The sequence below is a fragment of the Paenibacillus sp. JQZ6Y-1 genome (assembly GCF_040719145.1).
GTDB classification, from domain to species: Bacteria; Bacillota; Bacilli; order Paenibacillales; family Paenibacillaceae; genus Saccharibacillus; species Saccharibacillus kandeliae.
Map to the genome: position 1 here is coordinate 1812753 of NZ_JBFDUZ010000001.1, position 17958 is coordinate 1830710.

12 protein-coding genes are annotated in these 17958 nt (G+C 46.9%); 9 read left to right on the plus strand and 3 right to left on the minus strand.

What is annotated here, in order from left to right:
• Positions 1-255: 255 nt before the first annotated feature.
• Positions 256-936, minus strand: coding sequence for an expansin ExlX (gene exlX, locus ABXR35_RS07870; protein ID WP_367061270.1), 681 nt, complete (start codon positions 934-936; stop codon positions 256-258).
• A 415-nt stretch (positions 937-1351) separates the two neighbouring features.
• On the opposite strand from exlX, the gene ABXR35_RS07875 reads away from it, so the two are divergent.
• Complete coding sequence (locus ABXR35_RS07875; protein ID WP_367057843.1) at positions 1352-5224, plus strand: S-layer homology domain-containing protein; 3873 nt, start codon at positions 1352-1354, stop codon at positions 5222-5224.
• 159 nt (positions 5225-5383) lie between these two features.
• Here ABXR35_RS07875 and ABXR35_RS07880 read toward each other — a convergent pair whose 3' ends face one another.
• Positions 5384-6760 carry an SMP-30/gluconolactonase/LRE family protein gene (locus tag ABXR35_RS07880; RefSeq protein ID WP_367057846.1) on the minus strand — a complete coding sequence of 459 codons (1377 nt, stop codon included), beginning with the start codon at positions 6758-6760 and terminating at the stop codon, positions 5384-5386.
• 270 nt (positions 6761-7030) lie between these two features.
• On the opposite strand from ABXR35_RS07880, the gene ABXR35_RS07885 reads away from it, so the two are divergent.
• The 6 genes from ABXR35_RS07885 (at position 7031) to ABXR35_RS07910 (ending at position 14319) form a co-directional block, all read left to right on the plus strand.
• Positions 7031-7249, plus strand: coding sequence for a hypothetical protein (locus ABXR35_RS07885; protein WP_367057849.1), 219 nt, complete (start codon positions 7031-7033; stop codon positions 7247-7249).
• A gap of 280 nt (positions 7250-7529) precedes the next feature.
• Complete coding sequence (locus ABXR35_RS07890) at positions 7530-7895, plus strand: hypothetical protein (protein ID WP_367057852.1); 366 nt, start codon at positions 7530-7532, stop codon at positions 7893-7895.
• A 337-nt stretch (positions 7896-8232) separates the two neighbouring features.
• Entirely contained in the window at positions 8233-9774 is a 1542-nt protein-coding gene (locus tag ABXR35_RS07895) for a PucR family transcriptional regulator (protein ID WP_367057855.1), read from the plus strand.
• Between the two features lie 480 nt (positions 9775-10254).
• Positions 10255-11559, plus strand: coding sequence for a purine-cytosine permease family protein (locus ABXR35_RS07900; protein WP_367057858.1), 1305 nt, complete (start codon positions 10255-10257; stop codon positions 11557-11559).
• A 65-nt stretch (positions 11560-11624) separates the two neighbouring features.
• On the plus strand, positions 11625-12743 hold the full coding sequence (locus ABXR35_RS07905) for an S-methyl thiohydantoin desulfurase family protein (protein WP_367057861.1): 1119 nt from the start codon (positions 11625-11627) through the stop codon (positions 12741-12743).
• Positions 12736-14319, plus strand: a complete 1584-nt coding sequence (locus ABXR35_RS07910) for a hydantoinase/oxoprolinase family protein (protein WP_367057864.1) — start codon at positions 12736-12738, stop codon at positions 14317-14319. Before ABXR35_RS07905 ends, ABXR35_RS07910 begins: the two co-directional genes overlap by 8 nt.
• Positions 14320-14521: 202 nt before the next feature.
• Here ABXR35_RS07910 and ABXR35_RS07915 read toward each other — a convergent pair whose 3' ends face one another.
• Positions 14522-15475, minus strand: a complete 954-nt coding sequence (locus tag ABXR35_RS07915) for an alpha/beta hydrolase (RefSeq protein WP_367057867.1) — start codon at positions 15473-15475, stop codon at positions 14522-14524.
• A 333-nt stretch (positions 15476-15808) separates the two neighbouring features.
• Between ABXR35_RS07915 and ABXR35_RS07920 the strand changes: the two genes are divergently transcribed.
• Both ABXR35_RS07920 and ABXR35_RS07925 read left to right on the plus strand, forming a co-directional pair.
• Positions 15809-16957, plus strand: coding sequence for a tyrosine-type recombinase/integrase (locus tag ABXR35_RS07920; protein WP_367057870.1), 1149 nt, complete (start codon positions 15809-15811; stop codon positions 16955-16957).
• A complete protein-coding gene (locus ABXR35_RS07925; protein WP_367057873.1) occupies positions 16950-17765 on the plus strand; it encodes a hypothetical protein in 816 nt (271 codons plus the stop codon). Before ABXR35_RS07920 ends, ABXR35_RS07925 begins: the two co-directional genes overlap by 8 nt.
• Positions 17766-17958 lie beyond the last annotated feature (193 nt).

The following is a 17958-nucleotide window of genomic DNA, read 5'->3' on the forward strand; positions in this document are numbered from 1 at the left end:
TGGGATTCTACATGATACGGCTAAGCACGATATGAATCATATGGAACAAGCGCATGTATTCTGCTGTGTCTATTCCTGAGCTATATTGGTTTTGAGAATGGTTCAGAACCATCTATATGCACATCAAAAAGAGACAGTCGCAACGTAAACGCGACTGTCTCTTTTCGATTGATACGGACGAGAGGTATTGCAAACGATACACCATATAGCATTCTGTATCGGCAATACGCTCATATGACCGAGACGGATGATCGATCAATCTGGAAATTGTACATTGCCCGGTACGATATACGCATTGGAGGTACCATTCGCAGGCAGTGCTTGGAGCGTATCGGTTACAGAAATACCACGAATATCGGTAATCCGTACTTTGAGCGGCTGTGTACCCAGCTGTTCGCCAACGAAGTGGTTGTAATCCATCTTCGGCAGACTTACCCAGCTACCGTTCTTTTGTACTTCCAGCTTCAGCACTGGATATTTATGATTGCGAACCTGAATGGCTGCCCACCACTGGGAACTGCCTTCTTTGATCCGATAGCTGAAATTGCCAGTAATCGGCGCTTTGACAACTTTCCATGAAATATTGATTTTACCGTCCGCTACATTACCGATTTTGGCAAAAGCATTAGGTGACAGATCTAGCGCACCGCTTGGAGCTTCTAGATACAGATCAGTGACGTATACAACGGTTTTGCCTTTCGGTCCTTGCACTTCCAGATAAGCGCCTGCCAGTGCAGCTTTGACACCACCATAGTTCATTTGCGTTGGATTGAGTGCTGTAATCTCCATATTCGCCGGAATCGGATCAAGCAGTACCGCACCACCGGAATAACCGGAGCTGGTATATGTAGCATAGCCCTTATACGTATCGTTCCATGCGGCAGATGCAGGTACAGCGAACATCGCAAAGCTCAATGTGGCAATGAGTCCGATCATACTCCATCTTTTCGTTTTCTTTGTCTTGATCATAGGGTTCCCTCCAAATTATGAATTGAAGTGTAGCTGTTACAGGACGTCATAATGAATAAAAGAGTGGATAAAACGATCCTGTCACCATACACCTCGCGCTTCCTTTAACAATGTACTATATCCTTCATTTAATTACAATTATTATCAAATATAACAAAAGAGAAGGAGGATACAACGAGCAACTATGTATTGTCGCATCTGACAAGCAAAACGAATCAGATTTAGCATTCGCGTCTTATAAGCAGTGTTTTATCCATTCTTCGATAGAAAATAGGTACTGAGGCAAAACGACTATTTTTACATGGCGCTGATTCCATTTTGATTATTTTGTGATAGTTTAAAAAGAAACCCATTCTTGTAAGAACATTGGAGGACGATACATATGAGGCGATGGAAATCAAAAACAGGGGCAGGTCTAGCAGCGGTCATGCTGGCATCTTCCATAGTACCGGGGGCAAGCTGGAATCTATCTACCGCTAGCGCAGCCGAGCGTAACGAGACGAACCATGACGGTATCACTTCCATATCCGCTTCAGCCGAAAGCGCATCACTTGCACATATACAACATAAGGTATCCACTGCAAGTGAAGATACATATTCGATTGCAACCGCCCGTCAACAGACGATTGGCAATACGGTCAACATACAGGGCATCGTTACTTATCGTCAGGATACTGGAAGCGGCTACAGTAATCTTTACATTCAGGACAATCAGGCAGGCATTGTTGTACGTGGCAGCAATCTATCTGCACAGCAGGGGCAACGTGTTCAAGTGAGCGGGACATTAGGTGCATATCGTAATCTGCTGCAAATCTCTGCTTCATCAAGCAATGTCATCGTTACCGATCCGAACAGTACCGTTCCGTCACCAAGCCCGATCACGTCCGCTGATTTTGCTGTAGGAAACTCGTACGAAGCTCGTCTGGTAGCCGTTCATAACATTCAAGTAGACAGTGTATCTGGCAGTCGTTATACCGTTTCGGACGGTACAGGAACCTTTATCGTCTATTCAACCGAACCGTGGCTGGAAGCTGGCAAATCGTATGATTCCATTACTGGTGTTATTACACGCTACAACAATGAATATCAACTAATCCCACGTACTGTTAGTGATATTGCGGGCAGCGTGCCGCCAGTAGAACAGGAACCGTTCAAGCTGACAATCAGCCAGATTCAAGGCACCGCGCAGACTTCTACGTATGCCGACGAGCAGGTACAGCAGGTGGAAGGCATCGTAACGATGGTCAAGAGCAAATCAAGCTTTTATATGCAAATGCCGGATAATCTGGATGATGGAGATGACCGCACATCACAAGCCATTCTTGTCTATCGTGCTTCACATGGAGTGAAGGTAGGCGATAAGGTCAGCGTAGATGGCTCAGTCAAAGAATACCGAGAAACCGGCTACAGCGATGCCGCGGATCTGACGACAACCGAAATTGCCGCTACTGCTATTCAGGTATTGGATGAGAACCAGACACTGCCTAAGCCAACGGTAATTGGAGCGGGAGGACGTGTGATTCCATCGCAGATTGCTGCACCAGATGGCTTTGCTACATTTGATCCATCAGCATACAGTATTGACTTCTATGAAAGTCTGGAAGGAATGCGGATTCAGCTGAACAACGCGGATATTATCGGACCGTATGGATACGAGACTCCGGTATCCGTTGATATAGACAATAGCCCACGTCGTACACCCGCTGGTGGATTGATCATTAGTAACGGCGAGTTCAACGCCAATCGACTGCTCATTGCCGAGAAGCCCAAGCAGTCGATCAAGACAGGGGATCGTTTCGACGGATCCATAACTGGTATTATGAGCTACAACTATAGCAATTTTAAAATACTACCAGATGCCGAGCTGCCTCCTATCGTAGATGGTGGCTGGAAGCGTGAAGTATCTGCGTTGCACAACGGCGACAAGCAACTCTCGATTGCTTCCTTTAACGTCGAGAACTTCTGGGATGACCCTGCCAATACGGCAAAAACCAAGCAAATCGCTCGCAATGTAATCGACAATCTGCATACCCCGGACATTATCGGGCTGATGGAGGTTCAGGATAATAATGGAGCGACCGACGATGGTACAACCGATGCCAGCACCAGCTTTAACGCGCTCATTCGTGATATTGTCGCTGCGGGCGGACCGGAATATCGTTACGCCAGCATTGCGCCTCAGAACAATCAGGATGGCGGCGCACCGGGCGGGAATATCCGCGTCGGTTTCCTGTACAATCCAGCGCGGGTTTCATTGCCTCAGGCAGCAGGTGGAGCAGGCGATTCAGTCACAGCTGTCACCTACGGACCGCAGGGATTAAGCGCGAATCCCGGTCGCATCGATCCGCAGAATCCAGCTTTTACGGATTCGCGCAAATCACTGGCAGCTCAGTTTGAATTTCATGGGCAGACAGTCATTGTGATCGCCAATCACTTCAACTCCAAAGGCGGCGATCAGGCATTATACGGTTCAGCACAGCCACCGGTGCGCAGTAGTGAAATCCAGCGTGCCAAGCAGGCAGCAGTGTTGAACAAGTTTGTTCAGGATACATTGGCACAGAACAGCGATGCCAATGTAGTGCTGGTCGGTGACTTTAACGATTTTCAATTTTCCAATACATTTAAGATTTTGAAAGGTACACAGCTCACTAATCTAGTCGATACCTTGCCGATCAATGAGCGTTATTCCTATGTGTATGAAGGGAACTCACAAACGCTAGACCATGTACTGATGACGTCAAGCATTGCAGGCAAAGCTAAGCTGGACATCGTGCATATCAATGCCGATTTCATGGAAGCAGATGGACGAGTTAGTGACCATGATCCACTACTAACGGTGATTGATTTTGCCAAAAAAGGGCATTCCGACGATGATGACGATTCGGGCAATAATACAGGCGGCGGTTCAGGCAATGCAGGCAGTGGAAGCGGTAATGGTGGCGGAAGTGGAACGACAACACCGACCAACCCACAAACGACTCCAATATCACCAATCGCTACTTCGCAAGGATTATCAACAGACGGCAAAACGGCACGCTGGTTATTCGCACCGACCATTTCTAAGCAAAATAATCGCCCTCTAAACGCTGTGACGCTAACCGCAGATCATATCCAGCAGATGCTGAATAGTGCAGAAGCAGCTACTGCTCTACAGATTAATGTAGATTCCAACGACACGGAAGGTGCTTTTGAAGTGCAATTGGCTTCGGCAGCTATACAAGCCCTGACCAATCAGCAGCAGGTAGAGCAATTGCTGATTCAAACACCCGTAGGTAGCTATACATTACCGCTAGCACTCATTCGAGAATCTGTAACAGGCACGCAGGCGCTAGGAGTGAACATCACGCCATCCCCCGCGGCATTGGCTCAGGCAAGCCAAGAAGGATACACGGCGCGTGCCGCTGTGGATTACAATCTATATACATGGAGCGATAACACAGCACAGCCTATAACGGAGTGGAACGGTTATATTCAGCGAACGATTCCAGTTGCAGGTATCACATCATCGAATCGTCTGGCAGTGGTACGAGTGGAAGAAGCATCCAATGGTACGTTCGCTTATACACCTGTTCCATTCACTGTGCAAAATGATAAGGTAACTGTATTCAGTCGCAGCAATAGCACGTATGTGGTATTAGATGCCAAGCCGCAAGCATGGACGGACATGCAGGCGCACTGGGCAGCATCGTCTGTACAGCAGCTTGCTGATCGTATGATTATCCATGGCACTACCAAACAAACATTCTCGCCCTCTGCGGCAATCACCCGTGCAGAAATGGCTACACTTCTGAACCGCGTGCTTGGATTATCCAAGGCTACGGCTACAACAGGCAATGATCATTCTTCGCGCGACCAAGCAGGAAAGGGAAAGGAATTTTCCGATATAGCATCCTCCGCATGGTATGCAGAAGATGTTTATACCGCTGCTGCTGCGGGATTGCTGCAAGGCGATGCTAGTGGTACATTCCGACCCAATGCGACCATCACCCGTCAGGAAATGGCAGTGATGCTGGATCGTGTTCTACAGCAAAATGATCTGCTTCGTACTGCCGCCACGGAATCTGCAAACAATCCTATGAATCGGTTTCCCGATTTGGGAAAATCAGCGACATGGGCGAGACAGGCAATTGTGAATCTAGATGCTTCCGGTTTGCTACAAGGAAATGAAGCAGGATTGTTTCAACCTAAGCAGTCACTTACTCGAGCCGAAAGTGCAGCCATCATGTATCGCTTATTGAATGAAATCGCAAAATAGTAACATAATAATAATTATGTAAACTAATAACAAAAAAAGCAACCAAGCTCACAACAACAGCCATCATTCTTGTCAATTGTAGACAAAGAATAATGGCTGTTGCTATTAAGAGCCATTATTTTCGTTATATGAAAGGATAAGCCTCTTTTCTAATAAGGATCATTCCAATTCCAGCTTGGCGATAGATGAACCGATACCCGGCGTATTCGGATTGTTACTACCGCGCGGCTGATCGAAATTACTGATGTACAACGTATTTCCTATAAAAGAAAGACTGGCTGGGAACTCCAGTGGACCGCTATTATCATTGCGTGCAATATCGGTTACCGTGCCATCCAGTGTAACCCGCACAATCGCATTGCGTTCATTAGCGGCAATATACAGGTTACCATCCGGTCCAATCGTCAGACCATCGGCACCGTATAACAGCTCACTCTTAGCAATCGATTGCGATTGACCCACTGCACCATCCTCGTCCACCGTAAAGCGATGCACCTCTCCAGAACTTGTATTCGCAACATATAGATACCCATCTGTACCGACAGCGATCCCATTTACAACGATTGCCTGCTGCGGTCGTTCTGCGGTTAAGCCGCTGGCGTACGTGCTCAACTGTCCCTCCGGTGTGACCGCATAGATATTGCCCGTTGCGCCACCCGTTACGTACAGTGTTCCTTCGCGGTCAAATGCCAGTCCATTCGCACCCGCTACACCGCTGACGAAGGTATCCACCTTAGAACTGTCAAATGGATCACCGTTCAGATCAGCAGCGTTTATTTTGTAAATTAGACCTTCTTCACCACCGCTGGCAATATACAGATTGCCGCTCTCATCCATTGCCATACCAGTCCCCGTTCGTGGCAGTACGGTCAGCACCTCTGCTGCACCCGTACTAGCATCTATGCGATACAACTCGCGTGTATCCATATCAGCAGTAAATACATTATCCCCATAGGCAACAACACCTTCAATCCGTGTTCCTGTATTCTGATCCGGCTTCAAATCCGTCAATATCGATACGTTTAGCAGTCCCGCGTATGTGTCAGAAGTTACACTATCGTCTGTAGTGTTACCATACACATCATTACCTACCGTATTATCGTTGGAGCTACCTGATACTGGCGGCTGCGTATCGTCATCCGCTTGCACATGAACCCATCTATTCGCCGAATCATACGAAACGGTATAGCTGAATGCCTCAAATGCTTTACGTACGGGAATGAGTACCTCACCATCGGTCTGAAATAAAGAGGAGGTCGTACTGCTCTCGGTAAAGGTAATCTGTTTCTCTCCGCGCTGCAACGTTAATGTTCCTGTCTGTTTATTCCAATCCACATCTGCACCAAGCTCCTTGGCGATCGCCGCATACGGAGCATACAAGCTGTGATTCACCGTATATCCTTCCAATGCTAGCTCCTGTCCATCGACCTGTAGCTTCATATCTGTTTCTGCTGGTGTCGCTGCCCACCCCGTAGATGGTAACAGCAGTAACCCACCAGCCAGTGTAGCGGTAATAAATGCTTTGTTTTTGATCATAAGTATTCCCCTTTCTGATTATAATGGGCGTTTGAGCCTGTTACCCCTATTCCACAAAAGCAAAGCGTTTCCTTTGAAAAGACACGATAAAATAGACAATCACCACTTATTTTTTACTTTTTATGTAAATGATTACGCAATATATTGACTCTCTACATCTAGAGGCGGAGAGAAAAGGCAGTAGATTTCATCCTATGAGCTGATTCAAACAATTGCCATATGCACTACTATGATAACAGGCAACATATTCCTGAATGGAGGGCGAATAGCATGGGGAAGATGTTATATGATACGGAGCAGGCACACAGCACAACCAATTCTACAGAGCAGCAAAGTCGTCTTTGCTACATCTGGACACCGGAGGAAACGATCATGAACGAAAATCAACCTACCGAAGATGAATGGATGGACGAGCTGGATGAGCAGCAACAAATTGAGCAGGAGCTAGAATACTTAAATTCATGGGATCGCGTGCTAGAATTTTTGTGAATCATGGATTAGACCTTATGAAGCATGTGCATCACTCACCGCCAACTTTTCATTTTTCTTGCATGAAACAAGAGATGAGAAATTGGCGGTTTTGTATGTCTGTAGTGGGGTAAGTAAGCTGTATAGCTGCGAATGCGTTTCTACTGTCATCCTTGACATATAGACATCGCTATTGCTTTGGGATCGCAGTTCATGATCTTTGCAAAAGGACGTATAGCTTGGTATCAAGCTTCCTGTTTGCGAATGCAATTCAATATGAATATGAAGGAGGATGCTCATTATGGGCTTCAATCTCAATAATCTCAAGGATATGCTAACAGGCTCCAACAAAGACGGACAACAATCCGGTGGTTCTTCCGGCGGTATTATGGATATGATCAGCAAATTGCCACTAGATCAGATTATTCAAAAGCTACCACTGGACAAGCTGCTGACTCCCGAATTTATGCAAAAACATACTCCATTTCAATCAGCAGGTGACATGCTGCAAAAATTCGGTCTTGGTTCAACTACCGACTCTGCCGACAAAGTAAAACAAGTACCGCAGGATCAGATCGACACGCAGGTTAGTCAAAATACACAATTCGGCTCGCTGCAACAAATGCTGCAAAAAGCTGCCGAATTTTACGCTTCTCGCAAAGGCTAATCTAAGCCATCAGTGCAACAGAGCTGCGTACAAATGCGCTCTACAGATAACAACGATCAAGATCAAGACGAATAGAACGAACCCAATAGCGTTCATTGCTGATATTACTGGCAATGAACGCTATTTTTGTATGTAACTATGACAAGCAACAAGTACCATAAATGGCGCATTTTGTTTTGCATGCTTTTGATCATCGGCACTATAATAATGGACAAATTTACATCTGCCTACAATGCGTTTTGACTAAACTGTTATAGGACTGCAATGCTATCAATAAAATACGGAACTCAGTGATCAGCAAAGGAATGTGCAAGGTTACGCTGGAAGGAGAGAGAACATGAGCAGTATTACGGTTGAAGAAGCGATGGCAGTCGGAGCGCTCGCGCGCGCCCAGATCATTGCTGGGCATACCGGCTTGCGGAATCCGATTGAGCATGTGACCGTACTGGAAATTCCCGATTCGGAAGAATGGTTTAAAGGGCATGAACTGATTATTACTGCCTTTTATAATATTGGAGACGATGTACAGCGGCAACTCGCTCTGCTGGATAAAATGAAAAAAATGCACGCCGCCGCACTTGCGCTTTGCTATCCCGGTCTGCATTATCATTCGCTATCGCCCGTTGTCTTGCAGCGGGCGGATGAACTGCATCTACCAATCATTGAAATTCCACGCGATGTGCCTTATATCGATATTATCTCGCCAGTCGTACAAGAGATTCAGAAACATCGTTCGCTTGAGATCCGTCAAATGCTGCAAATCCAAAACTACGTAACCGAATGGCTTGCGGAGAAGCTAGATCATACTGTCATCATTCCCAAAATCGGCGAAATTCTTGGTGATCCGTTGCTGCTGGTTGATGAGCAATATCGTCAGCTTGCTAGTTATGAGGTCGAGCTAGTGTATACCGATACCGCCGAATCAATCGCTGCCCATCCACCGGATGAGGCGGATGATTCTCCATTTGATATTGTAGAGGTGATCCAATCTGCCGAGCGAGTATACGGGTATCTGTGTATTCGTAGTGATGAGAAGATGCCGCCATTTAAGGAGATGCTATACCATTCTGTTGCTGTCAGTCTCGCATTGTATTTTGCGCAAGAGGATGCTATTCAGAGTGCGGCGCGTGATTATCAGCAGACCGTGCTTATTCATTGGCTGAATGGGCAAGAGATTGGGCAGGAGCAGCTGGAACGTAGTCTCAATGAAGCCGGGTATGATCTGCATAGCTTTGGCGGGATGGTCATTCTAATCGTGCAAGATACAGCACAACAGCAGCAGCTTCATACATCGATTCAAACAGCCTATGAGAAGGTATGGCATACGAAAGGCATGATTATCACGCATGGTCAGCAGCTAGTACTGTTATTGCCGCATCCATCCAGCCCAAGTGAGCAACCAGACGAGTATAGACATCGGCTTGACGCTTTGAAGGCAGCATTGCCTGTTCCGGTGATCATGGTATATCAGCGTATTCAACGTGATCTGATAAACGAAGGCGCAGCGATGTATCGAGGTCTGCTCGATATTCTTCATTTTCGTCGGCGGATGCCAGCCTTATCTGATCTGTTATGCGCGGACCGCTTGCCGTTATTCCAGCTACTGCGTCATATGGAAGACGATACGTTACAGCGTACGATTCAGCCTTTGTTAGAGCCACTTTTGCAGTATGATCGTAAAATGAATGCCGATTTTCTGGATACGCTGGAGTATTTTCTATTTTACCCAGAGCAGCAGGAGCTTCCTGATGTGCTGCATATTCATCGGAATACGCTCAATTATCGCAAGCAACGTATTATTGATATTTTAAAAGTCAATCCATTTGAGAATCCGCATCGTATTCATTTTGAGATGGCATTGCTGCTGAATAAGCTGTAAAAGAGATAGACGTATAGTGAGCAGACATGAGGAAATAGCAATAATTAAATAGAAATGATAAAGCCAATGCTTCCTATGTACTGCATTTGTTGCAGTCAGGTCATTGGCTTTACGTTTTCATTGTGTAGGAAGTTCAAATTACATAGAACGTTCAAGTTAGGTGGAGAGTTGAAGTTACATAGAACAATAAAGCGCATCTAAAGAGAGCTAAGCAGAGGCGGCTGATTGTTCATCTAACAAAGGATTAAGAGAGCAGTAAAAAGCTTGTTATGAAGAAGATAGAAGTAGTAACAAATTCATCAATCAAAAATAAAATATCGACCTTTACGAGTTAACTTTCATAACATTAAATCTTATATTTGTTCATTTGACCAACATCATCGTCTTTATTTCGTGTCACAACCTTATTATCATGATAGAATTTATGCCCTATATTAGATACATACCCGATATCGTTCGGGACATAAGGGAGGGATTCCGATGAGTCAAAATGGAAATGCGGATGATTATTCACTAGCAAGAGTGCCTGCTGACCGCAGAGAGTCGATGTTTAGTATTATGCTCGTCAGAATCGGGGCGCTCACCTGTATTTCGCAATTTCTGATTGGTGCGGCGCTTGGCTACGGTATGACGTTATGGGACGCATTTTGGGCAACGATGTTCGGGAGTGTTATTTTGCAGGTGGTATCGGCATTACTTGGAATCGCTGGTGCAAGAGAAGGCATGTCCACCAGTCTACTGGCGCGCTGGTCGGGATTCGGGCAGTATGGTTCTAGCATTATTGGGCTGATCTTCGCCATTTCTTTGACGGGATGGTTTGGTGTACAAAATTCAGTCTTCGCCGAAGGCATTGATGGAGTAACCGGAGGCAAGCTGGGCTTCGTTCTAGCTTCGATTATTACGGGGATTGGTACCACCTTGCTCGTGTATTTTGGCTTCAAATGGATTAGCTGGACAGCGAAGATCACTGTTCCTCTATTCTTAATTGTTATGGGTGTTGGTGTGTATCAAGTATTGAAGAATCACTCCATCGTCGAGCTGGCAACAATGGCTCCACCGGGAACGGCATTGACCATTGGCGCGGCGACTACGATGGTAGCGGGTGGCTTTATCGTCGGCTGTGTCACTACACCGGATATGACGCGCTTCGCCAAGTCGGGACGGGATGTTATCTGGATTACGCTGGTAGGTACCTTCCTCGGCGAATTTGGGGTCAATTTAATTGCAGTACTGATGGCGCATGCAGTGGGCAGTGCAGATATTATGTCGATTGTTATGCAACTGACCGGATTGCTCGGCGGCGCGATTGTTGCTTTTGCTACATTGAAAATTAACGATATTAACCTGTACTCCTCTTCACTAGGGATTACGAACTTCCTGAGTACGCTGTTCAATGTCAATATGAACCGCGGGGTGCTAACACTGATTCTCGGGGTGCTTGGAACGGTGTTGTCGATTGTCGGTATTCTGGACAAATTCACTTCGTTCCTGATCATTCTAGGTGTTGCCATTCCGCCAATCGCTGGCATTATGGCGATTGATTATTACCTGCTCAAGCGTTTCCGACCAGAGCTAGATGCGTCGCGTGAGCTAGGAACATTACCGGAAACCTGCGAGAAAATCAATCCTGTTGCGATCTTTTCATGGCTGATTGGCTTTGCTTCAGGCATGTTCATTACGTGGGGCGTGCAGGCGCTGACTTCGATTATCGTCAGCTCGATTGTATATTATGTCGGTATGAAGCTATTGGCTCCCAAAAAGGTACTGGGCTTGACCAAAGGATAGCATCACATTCGCAAAGCGATCTAACTACTATAGCTTGTAGTCATAACAAGGGAGGCTGATGATTGATGCGATGGATCACAGAGGAAGATATTGAGAATCTAGCAGTTGGCGCGGCGCTGCTTGGTACAGGCGGTGGCGGGGACCCGTATCTTGGCAAACTGATGGTGCAAAAATGTATTCGGGAGAATGGACCGATTCAGATGCTGCATCCTGACGAATTACCCGACGACGCTTGGGTGATTCCAACCGCGATGATGGGTGCGCCAACGATTATGATGGAGAAGATTCCGAATGGCGATGAAGCGCTGAAGTCGATGCGTTTGTTGGAGGAACAGGCAGGTGTTCAAGCCTTTGCAACGATGCCGATTGAATGCGGCGGCTTGAATTCAACAGTACCGTTCGTCGTCGCGTCCAAAGCTGGTATTCCACTTGTGGATGCAGACGGCATGGGACGAGCCTTTCCTGAGCTGCAAATGGAAACCTTCCATATCTACGGCATTCACGGTACACCGATGGCACTGCATAATGAACGCGGCGATCGGGTACTGCTGGAAACGATGGACAACTATATGCTCGAATATATCTCGCGTGGCATTGCGATACGGATGGGCGGAGCGGCTCATGTAGCGGAATACATGATGAATGGGGCGGATGTGAAGCGTACCGCTATTCATGGCACGATGACCCTGTGTATGGAACTAGGGCGCGCCATCCGCGAATCACAGATCAGCAAGCGTGATCCAATCGAAGCCATTCAAGAGGTCACTCGGCAGTCAATCTACGGCGAAGCGATTGTGATTTTCCGTGGGAAAATCACCGATATTGAGCGTCAATCAACCGATGGCTTTGTACGCGGCAAGGCGCTTGTATCTGGACTGGGCGAATATGAAGGCAAAGAGCTGCGAGTGGACTTTCAAAACGAAAACCTATGCGCACTGATGGATGGGGAGATGCAAGCAATGGTGCCGGATCTGATTACCTTTTTGGATCAGGAAACAGGCATGCCGATTACGACCGAATCGATCAAATACGGCTTCCGTGTGATTTGCCTTGCTATTCCCACACCGGATATTATGCGCAGTGCGGCAGCATTAGAAGTATGGGGACCACGATATTTTGGCTATGATACTGACTATGAGCCGGTTGAACATATTCAGCAGAGACGGAGGGAACAGCATGTATAAAATCGGAATCGATGTCGGCGGAACGAATACGGATGCCGTCATTCTGGACGAACAGCAGCAGGTAATCGCCAATGTCAAAGCACCAACCAGTCAAGACGTCGAATCGGGCATTTATGATGCACTGGAACGCCTGTTATCACAGGGAAATATAGATCCGGGACGTATCTCATCCGTCATGCTGGGAACCACCCATGCAACCAATGCGATCATTGAACGCAGTCGTCTCGCCAAAATCGCTTGTGTACGAATTTGCTTGCCAGCAGGGACATCTGTTGAGCCGATGTTTACATGGGATGCTGAGCTGAAGGCGGCGGCAGGGGATACGTATTATTATGTGCATGGCGGCTGCGAAAGCAACGGTCGTCCGCTGGCTAACAAGACGCTGGATCGTGACGAGTGTATGCAGGTGTTGCATCAGATTAAAGCATCTGGTGTAGAATCGCTGGCGATTACGTCCATCTTCTCTCCTGTATTAGCAGATTACGAGGAGCAATTTGCCGCTTGGGCAGCAGAGGTATTGGGAGAGGGATTTCCAGTAACCCTATCATCTGAGATCGGCAGTCTTGGTCTGCTGGAACGCGAAAATTCCGCCGCACTCAATGCTGCACTGGTTCGCGTCGCATCTGCCGTTTCCAACGGTCTGGAAATGGCGCTCAAGCGCTATGGTATCGATGCACGCATTTATTTTGCCCAAAATGACGGTACGCTAATGACGCTGGAATATGCCAAAAAGTATCCGATTCTGACCATCGGCTCCGGTCCGACCAACAGTATCCGTGGAGCTGCCGAGCTGAGTGGGCTGAAGGATTGCATTATTTGCGATATTGGCGGTACAACAACGGATATTGGTATTCTCGTGAATGGCTTCCCGCGCGAATCAAGTGTGGCGGTTACATTAGGCGGAGTGCGCACCAATTTCCGTATGCCAGATATTGTATCCATCGGTATTGGCGGCGGTAGCATTGTACGTCAGACGGAGCAGGGAGTTACCGTTGGACCTGATAGTGTTGGTTACCATATTGTGCGAGATAGTATTGCTTTTGGAGGTAGCATTTTGACGGCAACCGATTGTTTGTTGGCTTCGGGGCAGGCGCAGATTGACCATCCCCAGTGCGATTTGTCCCGTTTATCCGTCATTCCAGAAGCGGTATGGAAAGAAGCGCTACAGGTTATTCATGAAAAGGTGAATACAGCGATTGATCAGATCAAAACCAGTGCTGCCGAAGTGCCAGTAGTGCTCGTCGGTGGTGGCGCCATTCTGATTCCCGGCGATATTGAAGGTGCATCACAGGTGATTCGACCGCCTCATTCCGGCTGTGCTAATGCACTAGGAGCAGCGATTGCCCAAGTGAGTGGAGACATCGACAAAATGTTCTCCATGACGGGACGGAAACGCGAGCTGGTGCTACAGGAAGCAGCAAATGAAGCGAAGCAAAAAGCCATTGCCGCTGGCGCTGATCCCGATACCGTGGAGCTGATTGATCTGGAAGAGTTGCCAATGGCATACGTGACGTCGGAATTTGTACGAATCAAGGCAAAAGCTGCTGGTTCAATGAAGATCGTGTCAGCTGTGTAAACCATAATAGAAACAGTAGTTCCAGTGTGAGTAGGGAACAAGCAATCATTCTGTATATGCGAGGAACTATGTAAAATGTAGAACAAAAAAACCCGTATCGATCCTTGAAACAGGATGTGATACGGGTTTTCTTTCATTATAGTTGTACTATTACTTCATCGTCATATCAGATGAATGAGTACGCATCAGGAATGATCCGGTATTAGATACCGTCGCGCAGGAAGGCATTTGCCAGAATCAATGCGCCTTTTTTCGCTTGTGTATCTTTCAATACATTCAGCATCATAAAGTCATGGATAATACCGCCAAAGCGAGCTTCGGTTACTTTCACGCCTGCTTCACGCAACTTGGCTGCATATTCTTCACCTTCGTCACGCAGTACATCGGCTTCACCTGTAATGACAAGTGCTTCTGGCAGACCTTGCAGCTGCTCTATTGTTGCACGCAGTGGGGACGCAGTCAGTTGAGCACGCTCTTCTGGATCGGTTGTGTACTGATCCCAGAACCATTTCATACCTTCGCGTGCTAGGAAATAACCTTCAGCAAATTGATCATAGGAGTTCGTATCAAAGTTCGCATCCGTTACTGGATAGAACAGCAATTGTTTGTTGATTGTTGGACCGCCACGTTCTTTAGTCAACAGCGTCATGGCAGCAGTCATGTTACCGCCTACGCTGTCACCGCCAACGTAGATGCGGGAAGTATCGAAGCCTTGCTCTGTACCTTGTTCACCAATCCATTGCAATACAGCATAGATTTCCTCAATCGCGATAGGGTAGCGGTTTTCTGGAGAACGGCTATATTCCGGGAATACCACAGCAACTTCACTACCAACAGCCAATTCACGAATCAGGCGGTCATGCGTATGAGAGTTACCGAATACCCAGCCTGCGCCGTGGATATATAGCAACACGGGCAGCGTTGCAGGTGCATTTTTCGGACGGAGGATACGAATGGCGACCTCGCCTTTCGGACCGATTGGCAAAGTGACGTCTTCCATATCTACATCAGGTTTGTCGATATCGCCAGATTGTACTTCATCTACCGTTTCGCGCCCTTTTTCCGGTCCCAATTGATAGAGGAAAGGGGGTTTCGAGTTGTCGTCAGCGAATTTCTGTGCAGCAGGTTCTAGTACAATACGTTTTTCTTTAGCCATGGTAATGCCTCCTTGAGTAGTTTTGAATCATGTATGTGGACGAATATTGCCAGTATTCTTCGTTGTAACATGAAGGGAACAATATTTTGATGAATACAAAACATACTGGCAATCGAAGAAGATTCGCAATATTCATCACTACATTGTATATGATTGATCGTAACGATTGTTCCTAATTTCAACGTAAACGAATTATAAGTTCATGAAACAAAGGATTGTATGCAAAATGTTCTTTTATCCGATGAATGTCATTTGTTTTCAACTAAAAACAGCGTATAATTGTGAAACACGAATGTCTGCATTGTTATATAGCTGTGAAAGGAACGAAGCTGATTGAACCGAAAACGAATATCGTCTATGTCTGCTGCACCGGATACCTATAATCGGAATACAGCGCAGACCTACCTATCTATAGATCACGAGCAAGAAGAAGACAAGGTTAACCACCATGATCGTGCCCGCCGTATGAATCGTACAGCTGCATCATCACCCTCTTCGCGATACAGAGAAGAGGAGGATGCGATTGCCGAGGAGCAAGATGACGACGATGAATTGCTGTCTATCTACAGCGAGGAGCTGGAAGCCTTTCAGGATTGGATGAAGGACGCGGGATATACTGGCTATACTCGTCGTTCCTATAACCACGATATTCATGAATTTCTGTCATCCCATTCTGTTTATGGTAAGCCATTGGATGAGCTGAAAAAGCGGCATGTGCTCTCATACCTAAGCGGTGCACGTTCGCGCGGAGTAAGTGATTCGACACGTAATCGCAAACACGCAGCAGTCAGCTGTTTTTTTAAGGCATTAATGGAAATGGAGCTAGCTTCGCACAACCCTGCTGCTGGGATCAAAAAAGCGAAAACAGAGCAAAACAAAGAACCGCTATATCTTGATCAGTCACGGCTCACAACATTTTTGCAATCCGTGGATGGCAAGTATCGGACACGCAATCTGACTGTATTTCTGCTCATGGCATATATGGGGCTGCGTGTTGGCGAAGTCCATCTGCTAAATGTACAAGATTACAACGAGGAGCGCCGTACATTGCAGGTGTTTGGTAAAGGTCGCAAATGGCGTACATTACCGGTACCGGAAGCGGTAGCCGATGTGCTAAACCTCTGTATCCGCGAACGTCTCACCCCATGGCGCGATGGCGAGCATGCGCTTTTCATTTCACAAAAGGGGAGTCGGCTATCCATCCGCAATATTCAGCAGATTGCCGCAGATACATTTGACCGATTCCAGAGCGATGTAGAGCCATCGCGCCGACTGCCGTACTCTAGCCATAAGCTGCGACATTCCTTTGCAACGATGCTGCTGCGTCAGGGAACCGACCTACGCACCGTGCAGGAATTGCTCGGTCACTCGTCGATCCAGACGACTATCATTTACACTCACGTCAGCAACCGTGAGAAGGAAGCAGCGATTTCTCAGTTGAATGTAGAATTGCCAAAGATGAAGGGGGAAGAGGATGCTTGAATGGATGAGCCCCGCATGGGCAGAGCTGAGAACGGCATTCGGAACAGCAGAGCAGATACCGATCCTACTGGATCACTTGTATGTCCAGTTTGAGCCAGACGTATTTCGCGAATTAACAGAACTGCTAGTGCATCAGCATACGATTTATGGTGCTACGCTGGCAGCAGTCCCTCATCTTTTGCAGCTGGCAGCATCGCTGGATGCGAATCCTGATGCACAGGCAGACATATATATCGAATGCGGTGTAATTGAGGCGATATTTGCTGGCTCTGGGGCGTGGATGTCAGAGATGATCGGCGATGTCAATCCGATGCAATGGCAGCGAATCATCGCCGATTATCGTTTGGCGCTGGAAAAGGTAGAGCCTTTGCATGAAAAGATGCTGACATATGCCCAGCAGCGAATCGAAAATGAATATGAACTGGACTACATACTGGCAGCGTATTGTGCTTATCATGGGCATGATCGATTGGCACGGCTGCTTATTCATTATGCAGGCGGGGAAGAATATGTGGGCGTTTGTCCACAGTGTGATGGCGAATGGTTTATCGATCAGCTAGAAGGCGATTCTATGCGTCTGCATGGCACTGATCCTGTGCTATATCCGGGCAATTCCAGTATGATGATTACACCAGCATCGCTGAGTCTAACAGATACCTATGGATTCCATACGTTACAAAGAGCAGCAGAGCTTGTGGAGGCAGAGGCATTACTGGAACGACTGCCTTATCTAAATGGCACGGTCATCTGTCCACACTGCCATAATTCAGTCAGTGTAAGTGGCGGCTTGTTTAAGGAAGTCGGATAATTGCACAGTTACTGCTCTTAGGGGAAATGATGGATACAGATTGCTGTCATTCTCACTACATCCCACTAGACTTATGATGTATCACATTGCTGCATAGGTGAGCATGAAAGAAAACAGCCATAACCATACCAAAAAGCACACTGTAATCAACAGTGTGCTTTTTGGTATACATAATGCTATATCCACATCATAA

Coding starts and splice junctions, on each gene's coding strand:
- exlX (WP_367061270.1), bottom strand. CDS start 936: ATGATCGGACTCATTGCCACATTGAGCTTTGCGATGTTCGCTGTACCT.
- ABXR35_RS07915 (WP_367057867.1), bottom strand. CDS start 15,475: ATGGCTAAAGAAAAACGTATTGTACTAGAACCTGCTGCACAGAAATTC.
- ABXR35_RS07885 (WP_367057849.1), top strand. CDS start 7,031: ATGGGGAAGATGTTATATGATACGGAGCAGGCACACAGCACAACCAAT.
- ABXR35_RS07890 (WP_367057852.1), top strand. CDS start 7,530: ATGGGCTTCAATCTCAATAATCTCAAGGATATGCTAACAGGCTCCAAC.
- ABXR35_RS07900 (WP_367057858.1), top strand. CDS start 10,255: ATGAGTCAAAATGGAAATGCGGATGATTATTCACTAGCAAGAGTGCCT.
- ABXR35_RS07910 (WP_367057864.1), top strand. CDS start 12,736: ATGTATAAAATCGGAATCGATGTCGGCGGAACGAATACGGATGCCGTC.
- ABXR35_RS07880 (WP_367057846.1), bottom strand. CDS start 6,760: ATGATCAAAAACAAAGCATTTATTACCGCTACACTGGCTGGTGGGTTA.
- ABXR35_RS07875 (WP_367057843.1), top strand. CDS start 1,352: ATGAGGCGATGGAAATCAAAAACAGGGGCAGGTCTAGCAGCGGTCATG.
- ABXR35_RS07925 (WP_367057873.1), top strand. CDS start 16,950: ATGCTTGAATGGATGAGCCCCGCATGGGCAGAGCTGAGAACGGCATTC.
- ABXR35_RS07895 (WP_367057855.1), top strand. CDS start 8,233: ATGAGCAGTATTACGGTTGAAGAAGCGATGGCAGTCGGAGCGCTCGCG.
- ABXR35_RS07905 (WP_367057861.1), top strand. CDS start 11,625: ATGCGATGGATCACAGAGGAAGATATTGAGAATCTAGCAGTTGGCGCG.